This window comes from Cupriavidus sp. 2SB, from assembly GCF_005503625.1.
Taxonomy (GTDB): domain Bacteria; phylum Pseudomonadota; class Gammaproteobacteria; order Burkholderiales; family Burkholderiaceae; genus Cupriavidus.
Genome location: NZ_SCMX01000065.1, coordinates 22,457 through 39,141 on the forward strand (window position 1 = coordinate 22,457; position 16,685 = coordinate 39,141).

Annotated in this window: 13 protein-coding genes; 3 read left to right on the forward strand and 10 right to left on the reverse strand. The window is 65.2% G+C overall.

What is annotated here, in order from left to right; translation table 11 throughout:
- Positions 1-156: 156 nt before the first annotated feature.
- The 7 genes from FFS21_RS24280 to FFS21_RS24310 all read right to left on the reverse strand — a co-directional run bounded on the left by FFS21_RS24280 (position 157) and on the right by FFS21_RS24310 (position 5,737).
- The gene (locus FFS21_RS24280) at positions 157-981 is read right to left on the reverse strand and encodes a lysophospholipid acyltransferase family protein (RefSeq protein WP_137927260.1); all 825 of its coding nucleotides are present in this window, start codon (positions 979-981) and stop codon (positions 157-159) included.
- Positions 982-1,021: 40 nt separating this feature from the next.
- A complete protein-coding gene (locus FFS21_RS24285) occupies positions 1,022-2,296 on the reverse strand; it encodes a dihydroorotase (RefSeq protein WP_137927261.1) in 1,275 nt (424 codons plus the stop codon).
- A 41-nt stretch (positions 2,297-2,337) separates the two neighbouring features.
- Entirely contained in the window at positions 2,338-3,309 is a 972-nt protein-coding gene (locus tag FFS21_RS24290; protein ID WP_137927262.1) for an aspartate carbamoyltransferase catalytic subunit, read from the reverse strand.
- 89 nt (positions 3,310-3,398) lie between these two features.
- Positions 3,399-3,923, reverse strand: a complete 525-nt coding sequence (gene pyrR, locus FFS21_RS24295; protein WP_137927263.1) for a bifunctional pyr operon transcriptional regulator/uracil phosphoribosyltransferase PyrR — start codon at positions 3,921-3,923, stop codon at positions 3,399-3,401.
- A complete protein-coding gene (gene ruvX / locus FFS21_RS24300; protein ID WP_137927264.1) occupies positions 3,920-4,357 on the reverse strand; it encodes a Holliday junction resolvase RuvX in 438 nt (145 codons plus the stop codon). Before ruvX ends, pyrR begins: the two co-directional genes overlap by 4 nt.
- On the reverse strand, positions 4,350-4,922 hold the full coding sequence (locus tag FFS21_RS24305; protein WP_137927265.1) for a YqgE/AlgH family protein: 573 nt from the start codon (positions 4,920-4,922) through the stop codon (positions 4,350-4,352). The genes ruvX and FFS21_RS24305 overlap by 8 nt, the downstream gene beginning before the upstream one ends.
- Before the next feature lie 98 nt (positions 4,923-5,020).
- Positions 5,021-5,737 (reverse strand): pseudouridine synthase, encoded by a 717-nt coding sequence (locus FFS21_RS24310; RefSeq protein ID WP_137927266.1) that lies wholly within the window; start codon positions 5,735-5,737, stop codon positions 5,021-5,023.
- A gap of 51 nt (positions 5,738-5,788) precedes the next feature.
- Between FFS21_RS24310 and FFS21_RS24315 the strand changes: the two genes are divergently transcribed.
- The gene (locus FFS21_RS24315; protein ID WP_137927267.1) at positions 5,789-7,345 is read left to right on the forward strand and encodes a cryptochrome/photolyase family protein; all 1,557 of its coding nucleotides are present in this window, start codon (positions 5,789-5,791) and stop codon (positions 7,343-7,345) included.
- A gap of 81 nt (positions 7,346-7,426) precedes the next feature.
- On the opposite strand, the gene FFS21_RS24320 is transcribed toward FFS21_RS24315, so the two are convergent.
- Genes FFS21_RS24320 through hemC form a run of 3 tightly spaced genes read right to left on the reverse strand, consistent with a single transcriptional unit; the run spans position 7,427 to position 11,802 of the window.
- Positions 7,427-8,617 carry a heme biosynthesis protein HemY gene (locus FFS21_RS24320; protein WP_137927268.1) on the reverse strand — a complete coding sequence of 397 codons (1,191 nt, stop codon included), beginning with the start codon at positions 8,615-8,617 and terminating at the stop codon, positions 7,427-7,429.
- Between the two features lie 4 nt (positions 8,618-8,621).
- Positions 8,622-10,751, reverse strand: coding sequence for a fused uroporphyrinogen-III synthase HemD/membrane protein HemX (gene hemDX, locus FFS21_RS24325; protein ID WP_137927269.1), 2,130 nt, complete (start codon positions 10,749-10,751; stop codon positions 8,622-8,624).
- A gap of 10 nt (positions 10,752-10,761) precedes the next feature.
- Positions 10,762-11,802 carry a hydroxymethylbilane synthase gene (hemC, locus tag FFS21_RS24330; protein WP_137927270.1) on the reverse strand — a complete coding sequence of 347 codons (1,041 nt, stop codon included), beginning with the start codon at positions 11,800-11,802 and terminating at the stop codon, positions 10,762-10,764.
- Between the two features lie 115 nt (positions 11,803-11,917).
- On the opposite strand from hemC, the gene ppc reads away from it, so the two are divergent.
- Entirely contained in the window at positions 11,918-14,938 is a 3,021-nt protein-coding gene (ppc, locus tag FFS21_RS24335; protein ID WP_137927271.1) for a phosphoenolpyruvate carboxylase, read from the forward strand.
- Positions 14,939-15,159: 221 nt separating this feature from the next.
- Positions 15,160-16,569: an argininosuccinate lyase gene (gene argH, locus FFS21_RS24345; protein WP_137927272.1), complete on the forward strand. Its 1,410-nt coding sequence runs from the start codon at positions 15,160-15,162 to the stop codon at positions 16,567-16,569.
- Positions 16,570-16,685 lie beyond the last annotated feature (116 nt).

Genomic DNA, 16,685 nt, shown 5'->3' on the forward strand with positions numbered 1-16,685 from the left:
ATTGAAAACTACGTGCCCTCTTACAAACGACAAACAATACACTCGAAGTTTCGAAGCTGAAATATCGAGGAATACTGGAGTGGCGGAAGTTTGATACAACCCCAAGTCAGAGGATCGAGTTAGCGGTGGCCGCCTGGCGGAACACCCATACGTTGCCTACGAAGCAGCCGTCAGACTTGCACCGAGGCCGTGATCAGGCGAATCAGTCGGCTGGAACGCCTGGGCGCGATCCCGAGCGCTGCCCTGATCCCCCGCGCTAAGACACACCACCACCTCCCGCGCCGCCTCCGCCAACTCCCTCCGGCTTGCCGAGTGCGCCATCAATTGCGGCCCAAACGTCAGCCGCGCCTTGATCGGCGGCGACCTCAGGATGGCGTCCAGGCACTGGCCTAGCGAGATATCGTCGATGTACGCCGGTGCCAGCGTTGGCTTGCCAGTCGCGGCGTCCACGTAGCTCAGCCCTGCCGGCTGCACCGGCAATCCGCCGGCGACGGGCGCCTGCATCAGGTTGGCGTGGAAGGGCAGCACGTGGCTGCCGTCCGTGGTGGTGCCTTCGGGAAACACGCAGACGAGGTCGCCCTGCTGCATGACCTCGGTGATGTGATGCAGCACACGGTGGGCATCGCGCTTTCGGCCACGTTCGATGAAGATGGTGCCGGTCTTGTCGCAAAGCCACCCGACCACCGGCCAGCTACGGATTTCGGACTTGGCCACGAAGCGCACGGGTTGCCAGCTGTGGATCACGTAGATATCGAGCCAGGAAATGTGGTTCGACACCAGCATGGCCCCACGCGGGGCGCCTTGCCCGGGCGGCAGGCCCTGCACCTCGACCTCGATGTTGCAGAGCGCCAGCAGCTTGCGCGACCAGGCCCGGATCAGGCGTTCACGGGTGTGAGTGTTTGCCCACGGGAAGACCGTGAGGCAAAGGAGCATCGCGTGCAACAGATGCAGCCCGAGTCGCAGCTTGCGTAACCAGATCATCGTCGAATCCCGATCCTTGTTCAGCGCCTGGCGACTCGCTTCAGCGCTGCTCGTAGACGACCTGGCCGCCGACCAACGTCACTCGCACGCGCCCTTCCATCTCGTAGCCGAGCCATGGCGAGTTCTTGCCCTGGCTCTTCAACACATTGCGTTCCACCTTCCAGACCAGTTTCGGATCGAACACGCAGATATCTGCCGCGCCACCCGCTGCCAGGGCACCGGCCTGCAGGCCAGCCACGCGAGCAGGCTCACTGGTGATGCGAGCCAGCGCCTTGACCAGCGGCACCTTGTGCTCGGCGGCCCAGCGCAGCGTCAGCGGCAGCAGCAGTTCCAGCCCGGTTGCACCAGGCGTGGCCTCGGCGAACGGCAGCAGCTTCTCGTCGTCGTCCACCGGCGTATGGTCGGAACACAATGCGTCGATGGTGCCATCGGCGAGCGCGGCAACGATCGCGTCGCGGTCCCGGCCACTACGCAGCGGCGGCGTGAAGCGCATCTGGCTGTTGAAGAAACCGATGTCCATGTCAGTCAGCGACACGTGGTGGATGTTCACGTCGCAAGTCACCGGCAGACCTTCCTTGCGCGCCTGACGGACGAGTTCCAGACCCGCGGCGGACGAGAGGCGGCACAGATGCACACGCGCGCCGGTGCTGCGCATCAGTTCGAAGATCGTATGCAGGCGCACCGTTTCGGAAATGACCGACACACCTGACAAACCCAGCCGCGACGCCACGGCGCCGCTCGCCGCCACGCCACCTCCCAGGAACGGGTCTTCCGGACGCAGCCAGAGTGTGAAGCCGAACGTCTGGGCATACTGCATCGCGCGCAGCAGCACCTTCGTGTCCTGGATCGGCTCCTCAGCCTGGCTGAAGCCCACGCAGCCGGCCTCGGTCAGTTGGCCCATCTCCGTCAGCGTCGTGCCCTTCAGCCCCACGGTCAGTGCACCCAGCGGATGCACGTGCGTCTGGTTCAGCTTGCGCGCGCGATACTTGAGCATCTCGACCAGGCCCGGTTCATCGAGTACCGGATCGGTATCGGGCGGACAGATCAGGCTGGTGACACCCCCCGCCGATGCCGCAGCCACTTCGGATTCCAGCGTCGCCTTGTGTTCGAAGCCCGGCTCACGCAGTCGTGCGGAGAGATCGACCAGACCCGGGCACACGATCAGGCCGCGTGCGTCGATGGTCTTGTTGGCATGGAAATCGGCGGGCGCCTTGCCGACGCCCACCACCTTGCCGGCGGCAATGAACAGGTCCTGCTCGGCGTCTAGGTTTGCGGCCGGATCGATCAGGCGGCCACCCTGGATGTGAATCTTCATGTTGTCTTGCGCTGTACGGTTCGTTGTATCCAAGGTCACGCTTAGTCGTTGTTCCCAGCCACTATTCCCATGACTGCCATGCGCACGGCGATGCCGAACGTGACCTGGTTCAGGATCACCGACTGCGGGCCGTCGGCCACGGCGGAGTCAATCTCCACGCCGCGGTTCATCGGACCCGGATGCATCACGATGGCGTCGGGCTTGGCCAGCGCCAGCCGTTCCGGCGTCAGGCCATACGCCATGAAGTACTCCTGCGCGGACGGCAGCAGCGCGCCGCTCATCCGCTCGTTCTGCAGGCGCAGCATGATCACCACATCCACGCCCTTCAGTCCCTCTTCCATGTTGTGGAAGACGCGCACCCCCATTTGCTCCAGCCCCGAGGGCAGCAGCGTACGGGGACCGATGGCTCGCACTTCAGGTACACCCAGGGTGGTCAGCGCGTGGATGTCAGAACGGGCCACGCGCGAGTGCAGGATGTCACCGACGATGGCAACCGTCAGGTTCGTGAAATCCTTCTTGAAGTGCCGGATGGTGTACATATCCAGCAGACCCTGCGTCGGGTGCGCATGGCGGCCGTCGCCGGCGTTGATCACGTGGACGTGTGGCGCCACGTGCTCGGCAATCAGGTACGGGGCGCCGGAACTGGCGTGGCGCACCACGAACATGTCCGCCGACATCGCCGACAGGTTGTTGATGGTGTCGAGCAGGGATTCGCCCTTGCTCGTCGACGATGCGTTGATGTTCAGGTTCAGCACGTCCGCCGACAGCCGCTTGGCGGCGATCTCGAACGTGGTACGGGTCCGCGTCGAATTCTCGAAGAACAGGTTGAACACGCTCTTGCCGCGCAGCAGCGGCACCTTCTTGACCTCGCGGTCGGAATCCGACAGCGATACGAACTGGCTGGCGGTGTCGAGGATGTGCGTGATCATGTCACGCGACAACCCTTCGATCGACAACAAGTGCTTGAGCTCTCCGTTCTTGGTGAGCTGCGGGTTGCGGAACGTCTTGGTCATGGCAGGTGGGTCGGGCGCTGGATTCGGTCTAGGTATGGCTGGGGTGCTTGACGCGCAAGGGGCGGTGCCGGTTGACACCGGCTCGGCGCTCAGGTGCGCGCTTCAGTGGCGAAGGCAAAACGCATGGCGGCGCCCTCACCCTGGTGTGACAGCACCAGTGTCTTGTCTTGCGGCAGGTCCACAGTGGTGGCGGCAAACTCGGCAGCGAACGGCAACTCGCGGCCACCACGGTCCGCAAGCACCATCAACGCCACGCGGGCCGGGCGCCCGTAGTCGAACAGTTCGTTGACCGCGGCGCGGATCGTGCGGCCGGTGGCCAGTACGTCGTCGATCAGCAGGACGTTGCGATCCTGCACGTCGAATGGCAGCGTGGTCGATTGCGCCTGACTATGAAGACCCTTTTTCGCATAGTCATCGCGATGGAACGCCACGTTGATCACGCCGTGGCTGCCCAGGTTCAGATCCGCAGCCAGACGCTCGGCAATCCAGGCGCCGCCAGAGTGGATACCGGCCACCGACCAGCGCGCACGGTCGCTGGTCGGCATCAGGGCCTGGGCCTGGTCGCGCAGCGCGTGGTACAGCGCCTCGGCGTCGGGAGTGGAGGTCTGGTTCATAGCGGGAGTTCGTCGAAATACTGTTGCAGGATGATCCGGGCAGCCTCGGCGTCCAGTGCACCGCGCTTGGCGCCCGCCATGGACGCCGCACGCGAGGAATAGCGCTCGTCCACCCATTCCACGGGCAGGTCGAAGCGACCGTTCAACTGATTGCCGAAGCGGCGTGCAAGCCGCATCGAAGCCTGTTCGGCGTCATCGGGACCAGCATCGGGGTTGACCGGCAGGCCGACCACGAGGCGCACAGGCGTCCACTCGCGAATCAGCGCGCCAACTGCCTCGAAGCGGCCATCGACCGTAATATTGGGAAGGATGGTGAGGGCGCGTGCTTGCCGGGTGATGAAATTACCGAGCGCCACGCCGATTTTTTTCTCGCCGTAGTCGAACGCGAGCACCGTGCCGTCGTGGGGCGTCTCGCGCCCCGGCAACTCAGGCATGCCCTGCCTCGCCCGACAGCATCGCCACATCGATGCCCAGCAGGCGAACGGCCGCCGCAAAACGTTCCTCGGGCGGCACGCTGAAAATAATCTCTGGATCGGCCTGGACAGTCAGCCAGCCATTGCGGCTCAGTTCTTCTTCCAACTGCCCCGCGCCCCACCCGGCGTAACCGAGCGTCAGCAGGAAACGATGCGGACCGCTGCCATTGGCAACGGCTTCCAGCACATCCTTGGACGTCGTCATTTCGAGACCGCCGGGCACCGCCAACGACGACACATAGATGCCGACCGGATCATGCAGCACGAAGCCGCGCTCGGTCTGCACCGGGCCGCCGAAGTAGACCGGCTGGTGGGCAACAGGCTGGATTTCGAGCTTGAGATCGATCTTGTCGAACAGCGTCGCCATGTCGATATCGATCGGCCGGTTGATCACCAGCCCAAGCGCGCCGCGCTCGTTATGCTCGCAAAGGTAGACAACGGAACCCGAAAACGTCGGATCGGCCATGCCGGGCATGGCAATCAGGAACTGATTGGTGAGATTGATGTGAGCTTCGGGCGTCGCCATGGCTTGCATTCTACCAAATCAACGCCCGACTTCTGCGTAAATGTTCTGTGTCCGAACAACGCTTTCCGCACTTCGGCCAACTCGGAAACGGAAGCTCATCAACCCGCCGACGGCTTCAGCGCGGCCAGATCCTCGGCCGTCAGCCAGCGCCATTCGCCGGGCTTGAGCGCCGGGTCCAGGGCCAGATTGCCGATGTGGCTCCGGTGTAGCGCCGTCACATGATTGCCTGCGGCGGCCACCATGCGCTTGACCTGGTGATACTTGCCTTGCATCAACGTCAGGCGCAGCGTGCGTTCGCCGATGGCCTCGCAGGCATCGGCGGCAATCGGGGCTGGCTCGTCGTCCAGCTTGACGCCGGTGCGTAGTGCCTCGACCTGCTCGGGAGTGACCGGGTCGAATGTGGTCACTTCGTAGACCTTGGGCACCTGCTTCTTGGGCGAAGTCTGGGCATGGATGAACTGGCCGTCGTCGGTCAGCAGCAGCAGGCCCGTGGTGTCGTGATCGAGCCGCCCCACGGCCTGCACCTCACGCTGGCGCAACGGCACCGGCAGCAGGTTGTAGACGCTCGGATGGTGGCGCGGCTTCTGCGAGCACTCGTAGTCCGTGGGCTTGTTGAGCATCAGGTAAGCCTTGGTGCAAGCCAGCCATTCCTCGCCATCGACGGTCAGGCGCAGGCCATCCACGTCGAAGCGCGCGCCCGGGTCCTCGCACAGCTCGCCATTGACCTCCACCAGCCCGGCCTCCACGAGATCGCCACAATAGCGGCGTGTGCCAAAGCCCTGGGATTGAAGGATGCGGTCGAGTGTGATGGCCATGGGAAAACTCTTCAAATACGGAATGACTGGTGGCTATGTTAGGTTACGGCGATGCCGAGATCACCTCAATCTTCCACTGACGCAGGCGCAGCCACCGGGCGCCTGCCGTACCGGATCGACCGGGATTATGACCGCGGACTGGTCTGGTTCCGGCGCGACCTGCGCGCCGACGACCATGCGGCGCTGCATTATGCCCTCAAGCACTGCCGCCAGGTATGGTGCGCCTTCGTTTTCGACCGCGAGATCCTAGACCCTTTGCTTGAACGCGGACTCCAGCAGGATCGTCGCGTCGAGTTCATCCTGCGGTCACTGGAACCGCTGCGCCAGACGCTGACCGAGGCCGGCGGCGGCCTGATCGTGCTCCATGACACAGCGCGCGAGGCCATCCCCAGCCTTGCCGCCGAACTCGGCATCGAGGTCGTCTTCGCCAACCACGACTACGAACCTGCTGCCAACGATCGCGATGCAGCAGTGCGCGAAGCGCTGGCCCGGGACGCGCGCCATCTGCTGACGTTCAAGGACCAGTGCATCTTCGAGGCCGACGAGATCCTGACCGGGCAAGGCAAGCCGTTCAGCGTGTTCACGCCGTACAAGAACGCGTGGCTCAAGGCCGTGCAGCCGTTCGACTTGCGGGAGTATCCGGTCGAACCATATGCGAAAGCGCTCGCGCCGGTGCCATCGGCCCATCGCCATGCCCTGCCTGCGCTGGCCTCGCTGGGTTTCGCGCCGACCAATCTTGCCGATATCGCCATGCCCACAGGCAGCGACGGCGCCCGGGCCTTGCTCGATGACTTCATGGGACGGATTGGCGACTACGGGCACCGGCGCGATTTCCCGGCGGTGCGTGGCCCAAGCTACCTGTCTGTTCACCTTCGCTTCGGCACGATCTCGATCCGCACGCTGGTGTGCGCCGCCCACGAAGCCGTGCGCGACGGTGGCGTGGCCAGCGCCGGCGCGGCCGTCTGGCTGTCCGAACTGATCTGGCGAGATTTCTATTTCATGGTCCTGCACCACCATCCGCGCGTGGCCGAAGGCAAGTGCTTCCATCCGGAATACGACGCGCTGCAGTGGGTGGATGCCGACACGACCCAGGAGTATCTCGACGCGTGGTGCCAGGGCCAGACTGGCTACCCGCTGGTGGATGCGGCCATGCTGCAGATCAACCAGAGCGGCTACATGCACAACCGCCTGCGCATGGTGGTGGCCAGTTTCCTCGTCAAGGACCTGGGCGTGGACTGGCGCGCGGGCGAGCAATACTTTGCCGATCAGCTCAACGATTTCGAGTTTTCATCGAACAACGGCGGCTGGCAATGGGCGGCCTCCACCGGCTGCGATGCCCAGCCCTATTTCCGTATCTTCAACCCGGTCACGCAATCGGAGAAGTTCGACCCGAAAGGCCAGTTCATTCGCAAGTATCTGCCGGTGCTGGCCGAGATGCCGGATCGATATGTGCATGCGCCGTGGACAGCGCCGGATGAGGTGCTGGCGGCTGCGGGGGTCCGGCTGGGCGAGAACTATCCGAGGCCCATCGTGCAGCACAGCGTGGCGCGGATGGAGGCGCTGGAACGGTATGGGAAGGTGAAAGGGTCGAAGGTGCGGGAAGAGTGAAGAGTTTTCGCCGCCTCTCGGTTTTCTCCCCTCTCCCGCAAGCGGGAGAGGGGAGAAAACCAACAGCGGGAAAAGCGGCCATCAAGCCGCCAGCATCGCACTTTCCCGATAATGCTTCTGCGCTTCCTCGGGCCGTTCCGTTTCCTCGAACAACCGCGCCAACGCCAGATGCGCGCGCACGCAGATGCGGCGCTGGCTGTCGCGGTCGGCGTATTTCAGCGTACGTTCGAAGTTCGACTGTGCCTTGCCCCAGAGCTGTTCGCCCAGGCATAGCACCCCGAGCGTGTAGTAGAGATCGGCATCGTTGGGGTGATCGACGAGCCAGCGTTCGGCCTGCTGGATCTGCGGCAGCGCCTTGCCGGGCTCTGCGCAGTCGGCGTAGCGCTGCACAAGGCGGCTGTCCCAGTTCACCTTGAGCGCTTCCTCGATGATGCGGCGCGCCTCGGTCTGACGGTTCAGCGCCGAGAAATAGCGTGCGGCCTGTTCGGCGATGCGCACCGCGTGACGTTCATCGGCCGACAGTGAGCGCCAGAAGTGATAGAGCGACTCAGCGTCATGGCGACGCTCTTCCAGCATCGCCTCCACGGCCATCTGCTTGAGCCGCAGCGCCAGCACCGGATGCAGCGCGTTGCGTTTCTCGAGCGAGCGCGCCAGCCGCAGCACTTCGGTCCAGTTCTTCAGATGCTGGTGCGCTCTCAGCGCGATGCGCTGCACGTGGATCTGGCGACCGCCCTTCTCCTGCAATTGAGCGATAGTCTCAAGCGCACCCTCGGCATCGCGTGCATCGACGAGCAGTTCGGCCATCGACACCAGCCGGGCCTGCTCCCGATCAGGATCGGTCACTTGCGCCATCCAGGCATCGCGGCGCCCCGATTCCTGCATCCGGTGCGCGGCACGCGCGCCCACGAGCGCGGCGGTCTGCGCCTGCTCCGGCCAGACCTGAGCTTCCTTGGCAGCCCGTTCGGCTCGCGCGAAGCGCCCCGCGAACAGGTTTTCGATGGATTCGCGCAGCGCGGCCTGGGCCTTGCTCATGCGGCTGCGTTCGCGATAGGCCGCGGCACGGCGCGGCATCTCGGCGAGATGTCGGAACGCCGACATGATCGTCCAGATAACAAAGAAGACCAGCAGCAGCAGCGCCAGTGTCAGGTTCAACGACATTTCCACCCGGTACGGCGGGTAGAACAGCACCACGTTGCTCTGATTGAACTGCGTGAACAGCGCCAGTCCCACCGCGCCGCCAAATAGGACAGCTACCCAGAAAAGCAGTCGCATGCGGCTACTCCTTTTTCAGGGCGCGCAGCGCGCTGAGGCTTTCGGCCATCGTCGGCAGCGACACGGTGACGGCGCTGGCCTGCGACTGCTTGAGCAGCGTCAGCACGCCCTGCACACGGCGCGAGCGCGTATCGAAATAGCGCCCGATCATCGCCTGGGCAGCCGCCAGGTCATTGCGGAACACGGGCTCGTTACGCGAGAGCAGCGCCAGCCGCGCATTGAGCAGGCGCAGCTTGACGTTCTCGCGCAGGAACCAGCCCTGGTCGCCCGACAGCAGCAAGGCGTTGGTATCGTCCACCTTGCGCACGCGGATCACGTGACCCAGTTCGGACACGATGTAGTCCCACGTACGCGTCAGCACATTGCCGGCCGGGGCAGCCGTACTGGCGGCAGGCGCCGAAGCACCCTTCGCCGCGTGGCGGCCTTCGCCCGGCGTGCGGTCGAGCATCTGTTCGCCGGACAGCAGCGGCAATGCATCGATCTGGTTGATCGATTCGTCGAGCTTGATCGCGGCGCCAGTCAGGTCGGTATCGGGCACGGCCTTCATCCGCGCAATGTCGCGGGCGATGGCGCGGCGCAGTTGGTTGTACTGCGGCTTGTCGGAACGCGCCAGGCGGGCATCAGCGCTCTGCAGCGCCGCCAGTGCCACCTGGACATTGCCGGTGAGCTGGAGCTGCTGGCCGGCATTGGTCAGCAACTGCTGGATTTCCGCGATTTCCCAGTCGTCGCGATTGCGCATCAGGTCCTGGTAGACCTGCTCCAGCGCGGCCTGCTTGTCACGCGCTTCCACGACCTGTCCGTCGAGCGCGCCGACCTTCGCCTGCAACTCCTTGACGATGTCCTGCGCGTTCTTCGAGAGCACGCGCGTTTCCTGCACCATCGCGTCGTTGCTTTGCTGGCGCCGGGCGAGTTCCGTGGTCAGGTGTTCGACCCGCATCTGGAGCCACCAGAAGCCGGCGGCGATGGCAATCACAAGTAGCGCCGCCACCGGCCACCACGGCGATATCCGGCGGGAAGCCCCGGGCGCTGCGTGCGGCGGATTCATCGAATGGGCGGCTGCACCCGACGCACCCGTCGCACTGGTCGATTGCGAGGATGCAGACGATGCGGCATGGCTGGACGAGGAGGACGTAGTGTCTGGCGTCACGCGTTCGGCCTTCGTTGTCGTGGATCTGGGCGATCCGGTTGATTCGTGGGTTGCGGCAGATGCCGGCTCTGCCGTCGACACCGCGCTTGCCGCGGTCTGCACAGGCGGCGTCGCCACCGGCGTGGCCGGCCCTGCATGGGCATTGCTCCATTGCGTACAGGCGGCCAGCAGTCCGGCATCGCCGGGTCCGGCAGGCAGCACGTGCGCAAAGCCGAGTGTCAGGGCTTGCGTGGCAATTCTCGCATGGGGCGCAATGCACTGCACCTGCTTCAGGCGCTCGTATTCCTGAGGCGACAGGTGCAACCGCGCCAGCGCGTCGAGGTTGCGCACCGCTTCGGAACTGGTCAGCAACCAGGCGTAGGGGGGCGCGGCGGGCTTGAGGCTGTCGCGCACCGCCTGCCACTGCATGGTGGTGGGCTCGGGCAGCGTGCGGCTATAGGCTTCCACGGCATCCACCGTGGCGCCCGCTTCGCGCAGGCGGTCGCCAAGCCAATCGCGGCCGCCGTTGCCCCGGATGATCAGGACACGCCGGCCCGAGAAGGCACCTGGCGTGGTGTCGAGTTCGGACCACAGCGCCTCGGAATCGAAGCGCGGCACTTCGGGGGACTGCTCGGGACTGGCCTGAGCGCCGGCCGGCGCGATCACCCGATACGTTGGCGCCGTCACGCCGCGCTCGGCCAGCGCGGTCACGCTCGATGGCCCCACCACGGCCACGGGCACCGCCACCGGCCATTGCGCGGCGCCAGTGGTGCCTTGCACCTGTGCGAGCGCATCGAACGCGAACGACACCGCGTTCGGGCTCACGAACACCACCAGCGCGTACTCGGCCAGCCGGGCCAGCACATCGCGCATGGCAGTGTCATCCGCAACAGGGCCGATCGCCAACAGCGGAAAACCCAGTACATCCAGACCGGCGGCTTGCAGCGCTTCGGTCAATTGCCGGGACTGCCCGGCAGGTCGCGTCACGACGACGGTCGGGCGAGGCATCGGGGCGTCCTCAGGCAGGTCCGGCCGTGGCGAGCGAAGCCAGCACGGCGTCGGCACCCTGGGCGAGCAGGTCTCCGGCCACGGCGGTGCCGAGGGCCTCTGCGGCCTGCACCGAATTCACCGGACCCGTGGCATGGGCACGCACGCTGCGCGTGCCATCGGGCAAGGCCACGAATGCATCGAGTTGCAGGATGTCGTCGTGCCAGCGCGCATGGGCGGCCAGCGGCACCTGGCACGACCCACCCAGCCGACGCGACACGGCGCGCTCGGCGGAAACGGCCAGCAACGTCGAGGAGTGATTGAGGGGGGCAAGCCATTCGGCCAATTCGGGCCGGTTCGAGCAGATCTCGATGCCCAGCGCACCTTGTCCAGCCGCGGGCAACGAACTGTCTTGCCCGATCAGCGCGCGAATGCGGTCGCCCATGCCCAGCCGCTTCAGGCCAGCGGCGGCGAGAATGATCGCGCTGTATTCGCCACGGTCGAGCTTGCCCAGGCGGGTATCGAGGTTGCCGCGCAGCGGCTTGATGACCAGATGCGGGTAGCGGCTGCGCAACGCGGCTTCGCGGCGCAGGCTCGACGTGCCGACCACCGTGCCCGGAGGCATATCGTCGAGCGAAGCGTATTCGGCGGACACCAGTGCGTCGCGCGGATCCTCGCGCTCCATCACGGCTGTCAAGGCAAACCCTTCGGGCAACTCCATCGGCACATCCTTGAGGGAATGCACAGCCAGGTCGGCACGCCCTTCGGCCATCGCGACTTCCAGCTCCTTCACGAACAGGCCCTTGCCGCCAACTTTCGACAGTGTCCTATCGAGAATTTGATCACCCCGTGTCGTCATTCCCAGAATGGACACATCGCACGAGGGATAGTATTGTTGCAACGCAGCACGCACATGTTCCGCCTGCCACATCGCCAGTCTGCTTTCACGCGACGCGATCACGAGGCGGGACGGCGCGCTACGATCTGTGGCGGCAGCGGACGGAGAAGACGCGGAGGCCGCAGACGGCGATTGTGCGGACGGTTGGACGGTAGTTTGGGCGGGTGCTTGCATGCGCGCATGTTAGCACGCACCCTATCCTCTTCCGGCACCCAGGAAGAGGACGAAGCGTACCTGTCTTGTGCCGAATACATATATCTATAACGTAGTGATACGAGGAGATAGTTTCATGACGCAGCCTGCTGCGCGCCCTACCGGCCGATCCCGTTCCACCGGCCGCAAGTCAGTTACGCCAGCCTCAGGCCAGCATGACGCGAAAGACACCACGCCGGGCGCCCCCGCGAAATCCACGAACACCCCCGCCCGCAAGGCATCCGCCCGGCCCAGGCTCACCGTGGTGACGCCCGAAGGGACCACCACGGCTTCCCCCGCCCGCCGCGCCGCCGACAAGGACCTGCCGCTGCGCGACGACATCCGCTTCCTCGGCCGACTGCTGGGCGATGCCGTGCGTGAGCAGGAAGGCGATGCCGCGTTCGAGCTCGTCGAGACGATCCGCCAGACCGCCGTGCGGTTCCGCCGCGAGAACGACCGTGCCGCCGGGGCCGAGCTGGACCGTCTGCTGAAACGCCTGTCGCGCGATCAGACCAATTCGGTCGTCCGCGCCTTCAGCTACTTCTCGCACCTCGCCAATATCGCCGAGGACCAGCACCACAACCGCCGCCGACGCGTGCATGCGCTGGCGGGCTCGCCGGCGCAGCCGGGCAGCCTGGCCCGTGCGCTGGAAGCCATTGACGCCGCCGGCGTGACCGGCAAGCAGTTGCGCGACTTCCTCGACAACTCGCTGATCATGCCGGTGCTGACCGCGCACCCGACCGAAGTGCAGCGCAAGTCGATCCTGGACGCCGAGCGCGAGATTGCGCGCCTGCTGGCCGAGCGCGACCTGCCGATGACCGCGCGCGAACGCGATCACAACACGGCGCAACTGCGCGCGCGCGTGACTACGCTCTGGCAGACCCGGATGCTGCGCAATACGCGACTGATGGTCGTGGACGAAATCGAGAACGCGCTGTCCTACTACCGCACCACGTTCCTCCATGGCATTCCGCGCCTGATGGCAGAACTGGAGGAAGACATCGCGACCGTGTTCCCGCGCAAGAGCAAGGCTGGCACTACGCCTGCGCCGCTGGCGCCCTTCCTGCAGATGGGTTCCTGGATCGGCGGCGACCGCGACGGCAATCCGAACGTGACCGCCGAAACGCTGGAGTACGCCTCGCGTCAGCAATCCACGCTGATCATGCAGTGGTATCTCGACGAGGTCCACGCACTGGGCGCGGAACTGCCGCTGTCCTCGCTGATGGTCGATGCCAGCCCCGAGCTGCTCGCACTGGCCGAGGCATCGCCCGACCATTCCGAGCATCGTGCCGACGAACCGTATCGCCGAGCACTGATCGGCATCTATGCGCGTCTGGCCGCGACCACGACAAACCTCACCGGCCACGAGGCGCAGCGCCACCCGGTGGCCGATGTGGCCCCGTACGACAACGCGGAGGCCTTCGCCGCCGATGTGCAGATCGTGGTCGATTCGCTGCGCTCGCACCACGGGGAATCGCTGGCTCGCGGTCGCATCGACGCGCTGGTGCGCGCCATCGCCATCTTCGGCTTCCATCTGGCATCGGTGGACATGCGCCAGGTGTCGGACGTGCATGAGGCCGTGATCGCCGAGCTGTTCCAGGCCGCCGGCATCGCGAAGGATTACGCTGCACTGTCCGAGGAAAAGAAGCTGGAACTGCTGCTGGCCGAGCTGCGCCAGCCGCGCCTGCTCACGTTGCCTTGGCACGACTATTCCGAGCAGACCCGCAGCGAACTGGCCATTTTCCGCATGGCCCGTGACCTGCGTGCCCGTTATGGCAACCGCGTGGCGCGCAACTACATCATCTCGCACACCGAAACGCTGTCCGATCTCGTCGAGGTCATGCTGCTGCAGAAGGAAGCCGGCATGCTGCGCGGCACGCTGGGCAGCAAGACCGATCCGGCGCGCATGGAGCTGATGGTCATCCCGCTGTTCGAAACCATCGAGGACTTGCGCAACGCCGCCGGCATCATGGAATCGCTGCTGGACCTGCCGGGCTTCGATTCGGTGATCAAGCATCATGGCGTCGAGCAGGAAGTGATGCTCGGCTATTCGGATTCGAACAAGGACGGTGGCTTCCTCACTTCGAACTGGGAACTCTACAAGGCCGAACTCGCGCTGGTGAAGTTGTTCGAGGAACGCCGCGTCAAGCTGCGCCTGTTCCACGGCCGCGGCGGCACGGTGGGTCGCGGCGGAGGCCCGACGTACGAAGCCATCCTGTCGCAGCCGCCGGGCACCGTGAACGGCCAGATCCGCCTGACCGAGCAAGGCGAAATCATCAACAGCAAGTTCGCCAATGCCGAGATCGGCCGGCGAAATCTGGAAACCGTGATCGCGGCCACGCTGGAAGCCTCGCTGCTGCCCACGCAGAACGCGCCAGCGGGACTGGAAGGCTTCGAGGCCATCATGCAGCAGTTGTCGGACCGCGCGTTCACGAGCTACCGGCACCTGGTCTACGACACCCCGGGCTTCAAGGATTACTTCTTCGCCACGACGCCGATCACGGAAATCGCCGACCTGAACCTCGGTTCACGACCGGCCTCGCGCAAGCTGATGGACAAGAAACACCGCAAGATCGAAGATCTGCGTGCGATTCCCTGGGGCTTTTCGTGGGGCCAGTGCCGTCTGCTGCTGCCGGGCTGGTTCGGCTTCGGCAGCGCGGTGCAATCCCTGCTGAACGATGCTCCGGACGAGAAGGCCCGCAAGGCCGTCATCGCCACGCTCAAGCGCATGGTCAAGACATGGCCGTTCTTCCGCACGCTGCTGTCGAACATGGACATGGTGCTGGCCAAGACCGACCTGGCCGTGGCCTCGCGCTACGCCGGGCTGTGCGAAGACGCCGCGTTGCGCAAGACGGTGTTCTCGCGCATCAGCGCCGAGTGGCACCTGACCTGCGACATGCTGGCCCTGATCACGGGCCGTGCGGAGCGGCTGGCGGAGAATCCGCTGCTGGCCCGGTCGATCAAGAACCGCTTCGCGTACCTCGATCCACTGAACCACTTGCAGGTGGAACTGCTCAAGCGCTACCGCGCCGGCAAGGACGCCGACGATGTGCGCGTGCGGCGCGGGATTCACTTGACGATCAACGGGGTGGCGGCTGGGTTGCGGAATAGCGGTTAAATGAGCCTGCTTCGACGCATGGGTGCTCCCCTCTCCCGCACGGCGGGAGAGGGGTCGGGGGAGAGGGCGCGGCGGTTCAAATTGGCATCTATCGCATCTTGAGCCACCTGCCCTCTCCCCCTGCCCCTCTCCCGCTCGCGGGAGAGGGGAGCAAACCACCGGGATTCGGGGCGTCTCAAGCGATATAATCGCCGTTTCCGATTTTCCGCCCTGCCCCTGTCATGACTTCCCAACTTGCCAAGAAAGGCGAAGCCTGGTCCGCCCGCTTCTCCGAACCGATGTCCGACCTGGTGAAGCGCTACACCGCTTCGGTCTTCTTCGACAAGCGCCTGGCGCTGTTCGACATCCAGGGCTCGCTGGCCCACGCGGCCATGCTGGCAAAGCAGGGCATCATCGCCGAGGCCGACCGCGCCGAGATCGAGCGGGGCATGACGCAGATCCGTGGCGAGATCGAGGGTGGCCAGTTTGAATGGAAGCTGGACCTCGAAGACGTCCACCTCAATATCGAAGCGCGCCTGACCGCGCTGGTCGGTGACGCCGGAAAGCGCCTGCACACGGGCCGCTCGCGTAACGACCAGGTGGCCACGGACATCCGCCTGTGGCTGCGCAGCGAAATCGACAACATCCTCGGCCTGCTGGGCGACCTGCGCGGCGCGCTGCTGGATCTGGCGGACAAGAACGCCGACACGATTCTGCCGGGCTTCACCCACCTGCAGGTGGCGCAGCCGGTGACGTTTGGCCACCACCTGATGGCCTACGTGGAAATGTTCACGCGCGATGCCGAGCGCATGGCCGATTGCCGCCGCCGCGTGAACCGCCTGCCGCTGGGCGCGGCTGCTCTGGCTGGCACGAGCTACCCGATCGACCGCGAATTCGTGGCCCAGCAACTGGGCTTTGACGGCGTCTGCCGCAACTCGCTGGACGCCGTGTCCGACCGTGACTTCGCGATCGAATTCGTCGCCGCCGCTTCGCTGGTGATGACGCACATCTCGCGCTTCTCTGAAGAACTGGTGATCTGGATGAGCCCGCGTGTTGGCTTCATCGACATTGCCGACCGCTTCTGCACGGGCAGCTCGATCATGCCGCAGAAGAAAAACCCCGACGTGCCCGAACTGGCGCGCGGCAAGACCGGCCGCGTGTTCGGCCACCTGAGCGGCCTGCTGGTGCTGATGAAGGGCCAGCCGCTGGCGTACAACAAGGACAACCAGGAAGACAAGGAACCGCTGTTCGATACGGTGGACACCATCGTCGACACGCTGCGGATCTTCGCTGACATGGTGCCGGGTATCAGCGTCAAGCCGGACGCCATGCGCGCTGCCGCGCTGCAGGGCTACGCTACCGCCACCGACCTGGCCGATTACCTGGTCAAGCGCGGCCTGCCCTTCCGTGATGCCCACGAAGCCGTGGCCCACGCCGTGCGCGCGTGCGACGACCGCCGCTGCGATCTGGCCGACCTGACCGTGGCCGAACTGCGCGACGTGTCCGGGCTGGGCGACAAGGCCGCGCTGATCGGCGACGACGTGCATACCGTACTGACGCTGGAAGGCTCGGTCGCCTCGCGCAACCACATCGGCGGCACCGCGCCCGATCAGGTACGCGCCGCCATCGCTGCCGCACGCAAGACGCTGTAAGTTTCCCGTAAGACTGCGTCGTAAAAAAGCCGCTGCGCCGAAAGGCCAGCGGCTTTTTTGTATCTGGAATCCCCCACTGACTGTCTCCCCTTTCCCGCTTGCGGGAGGGGGGGTGG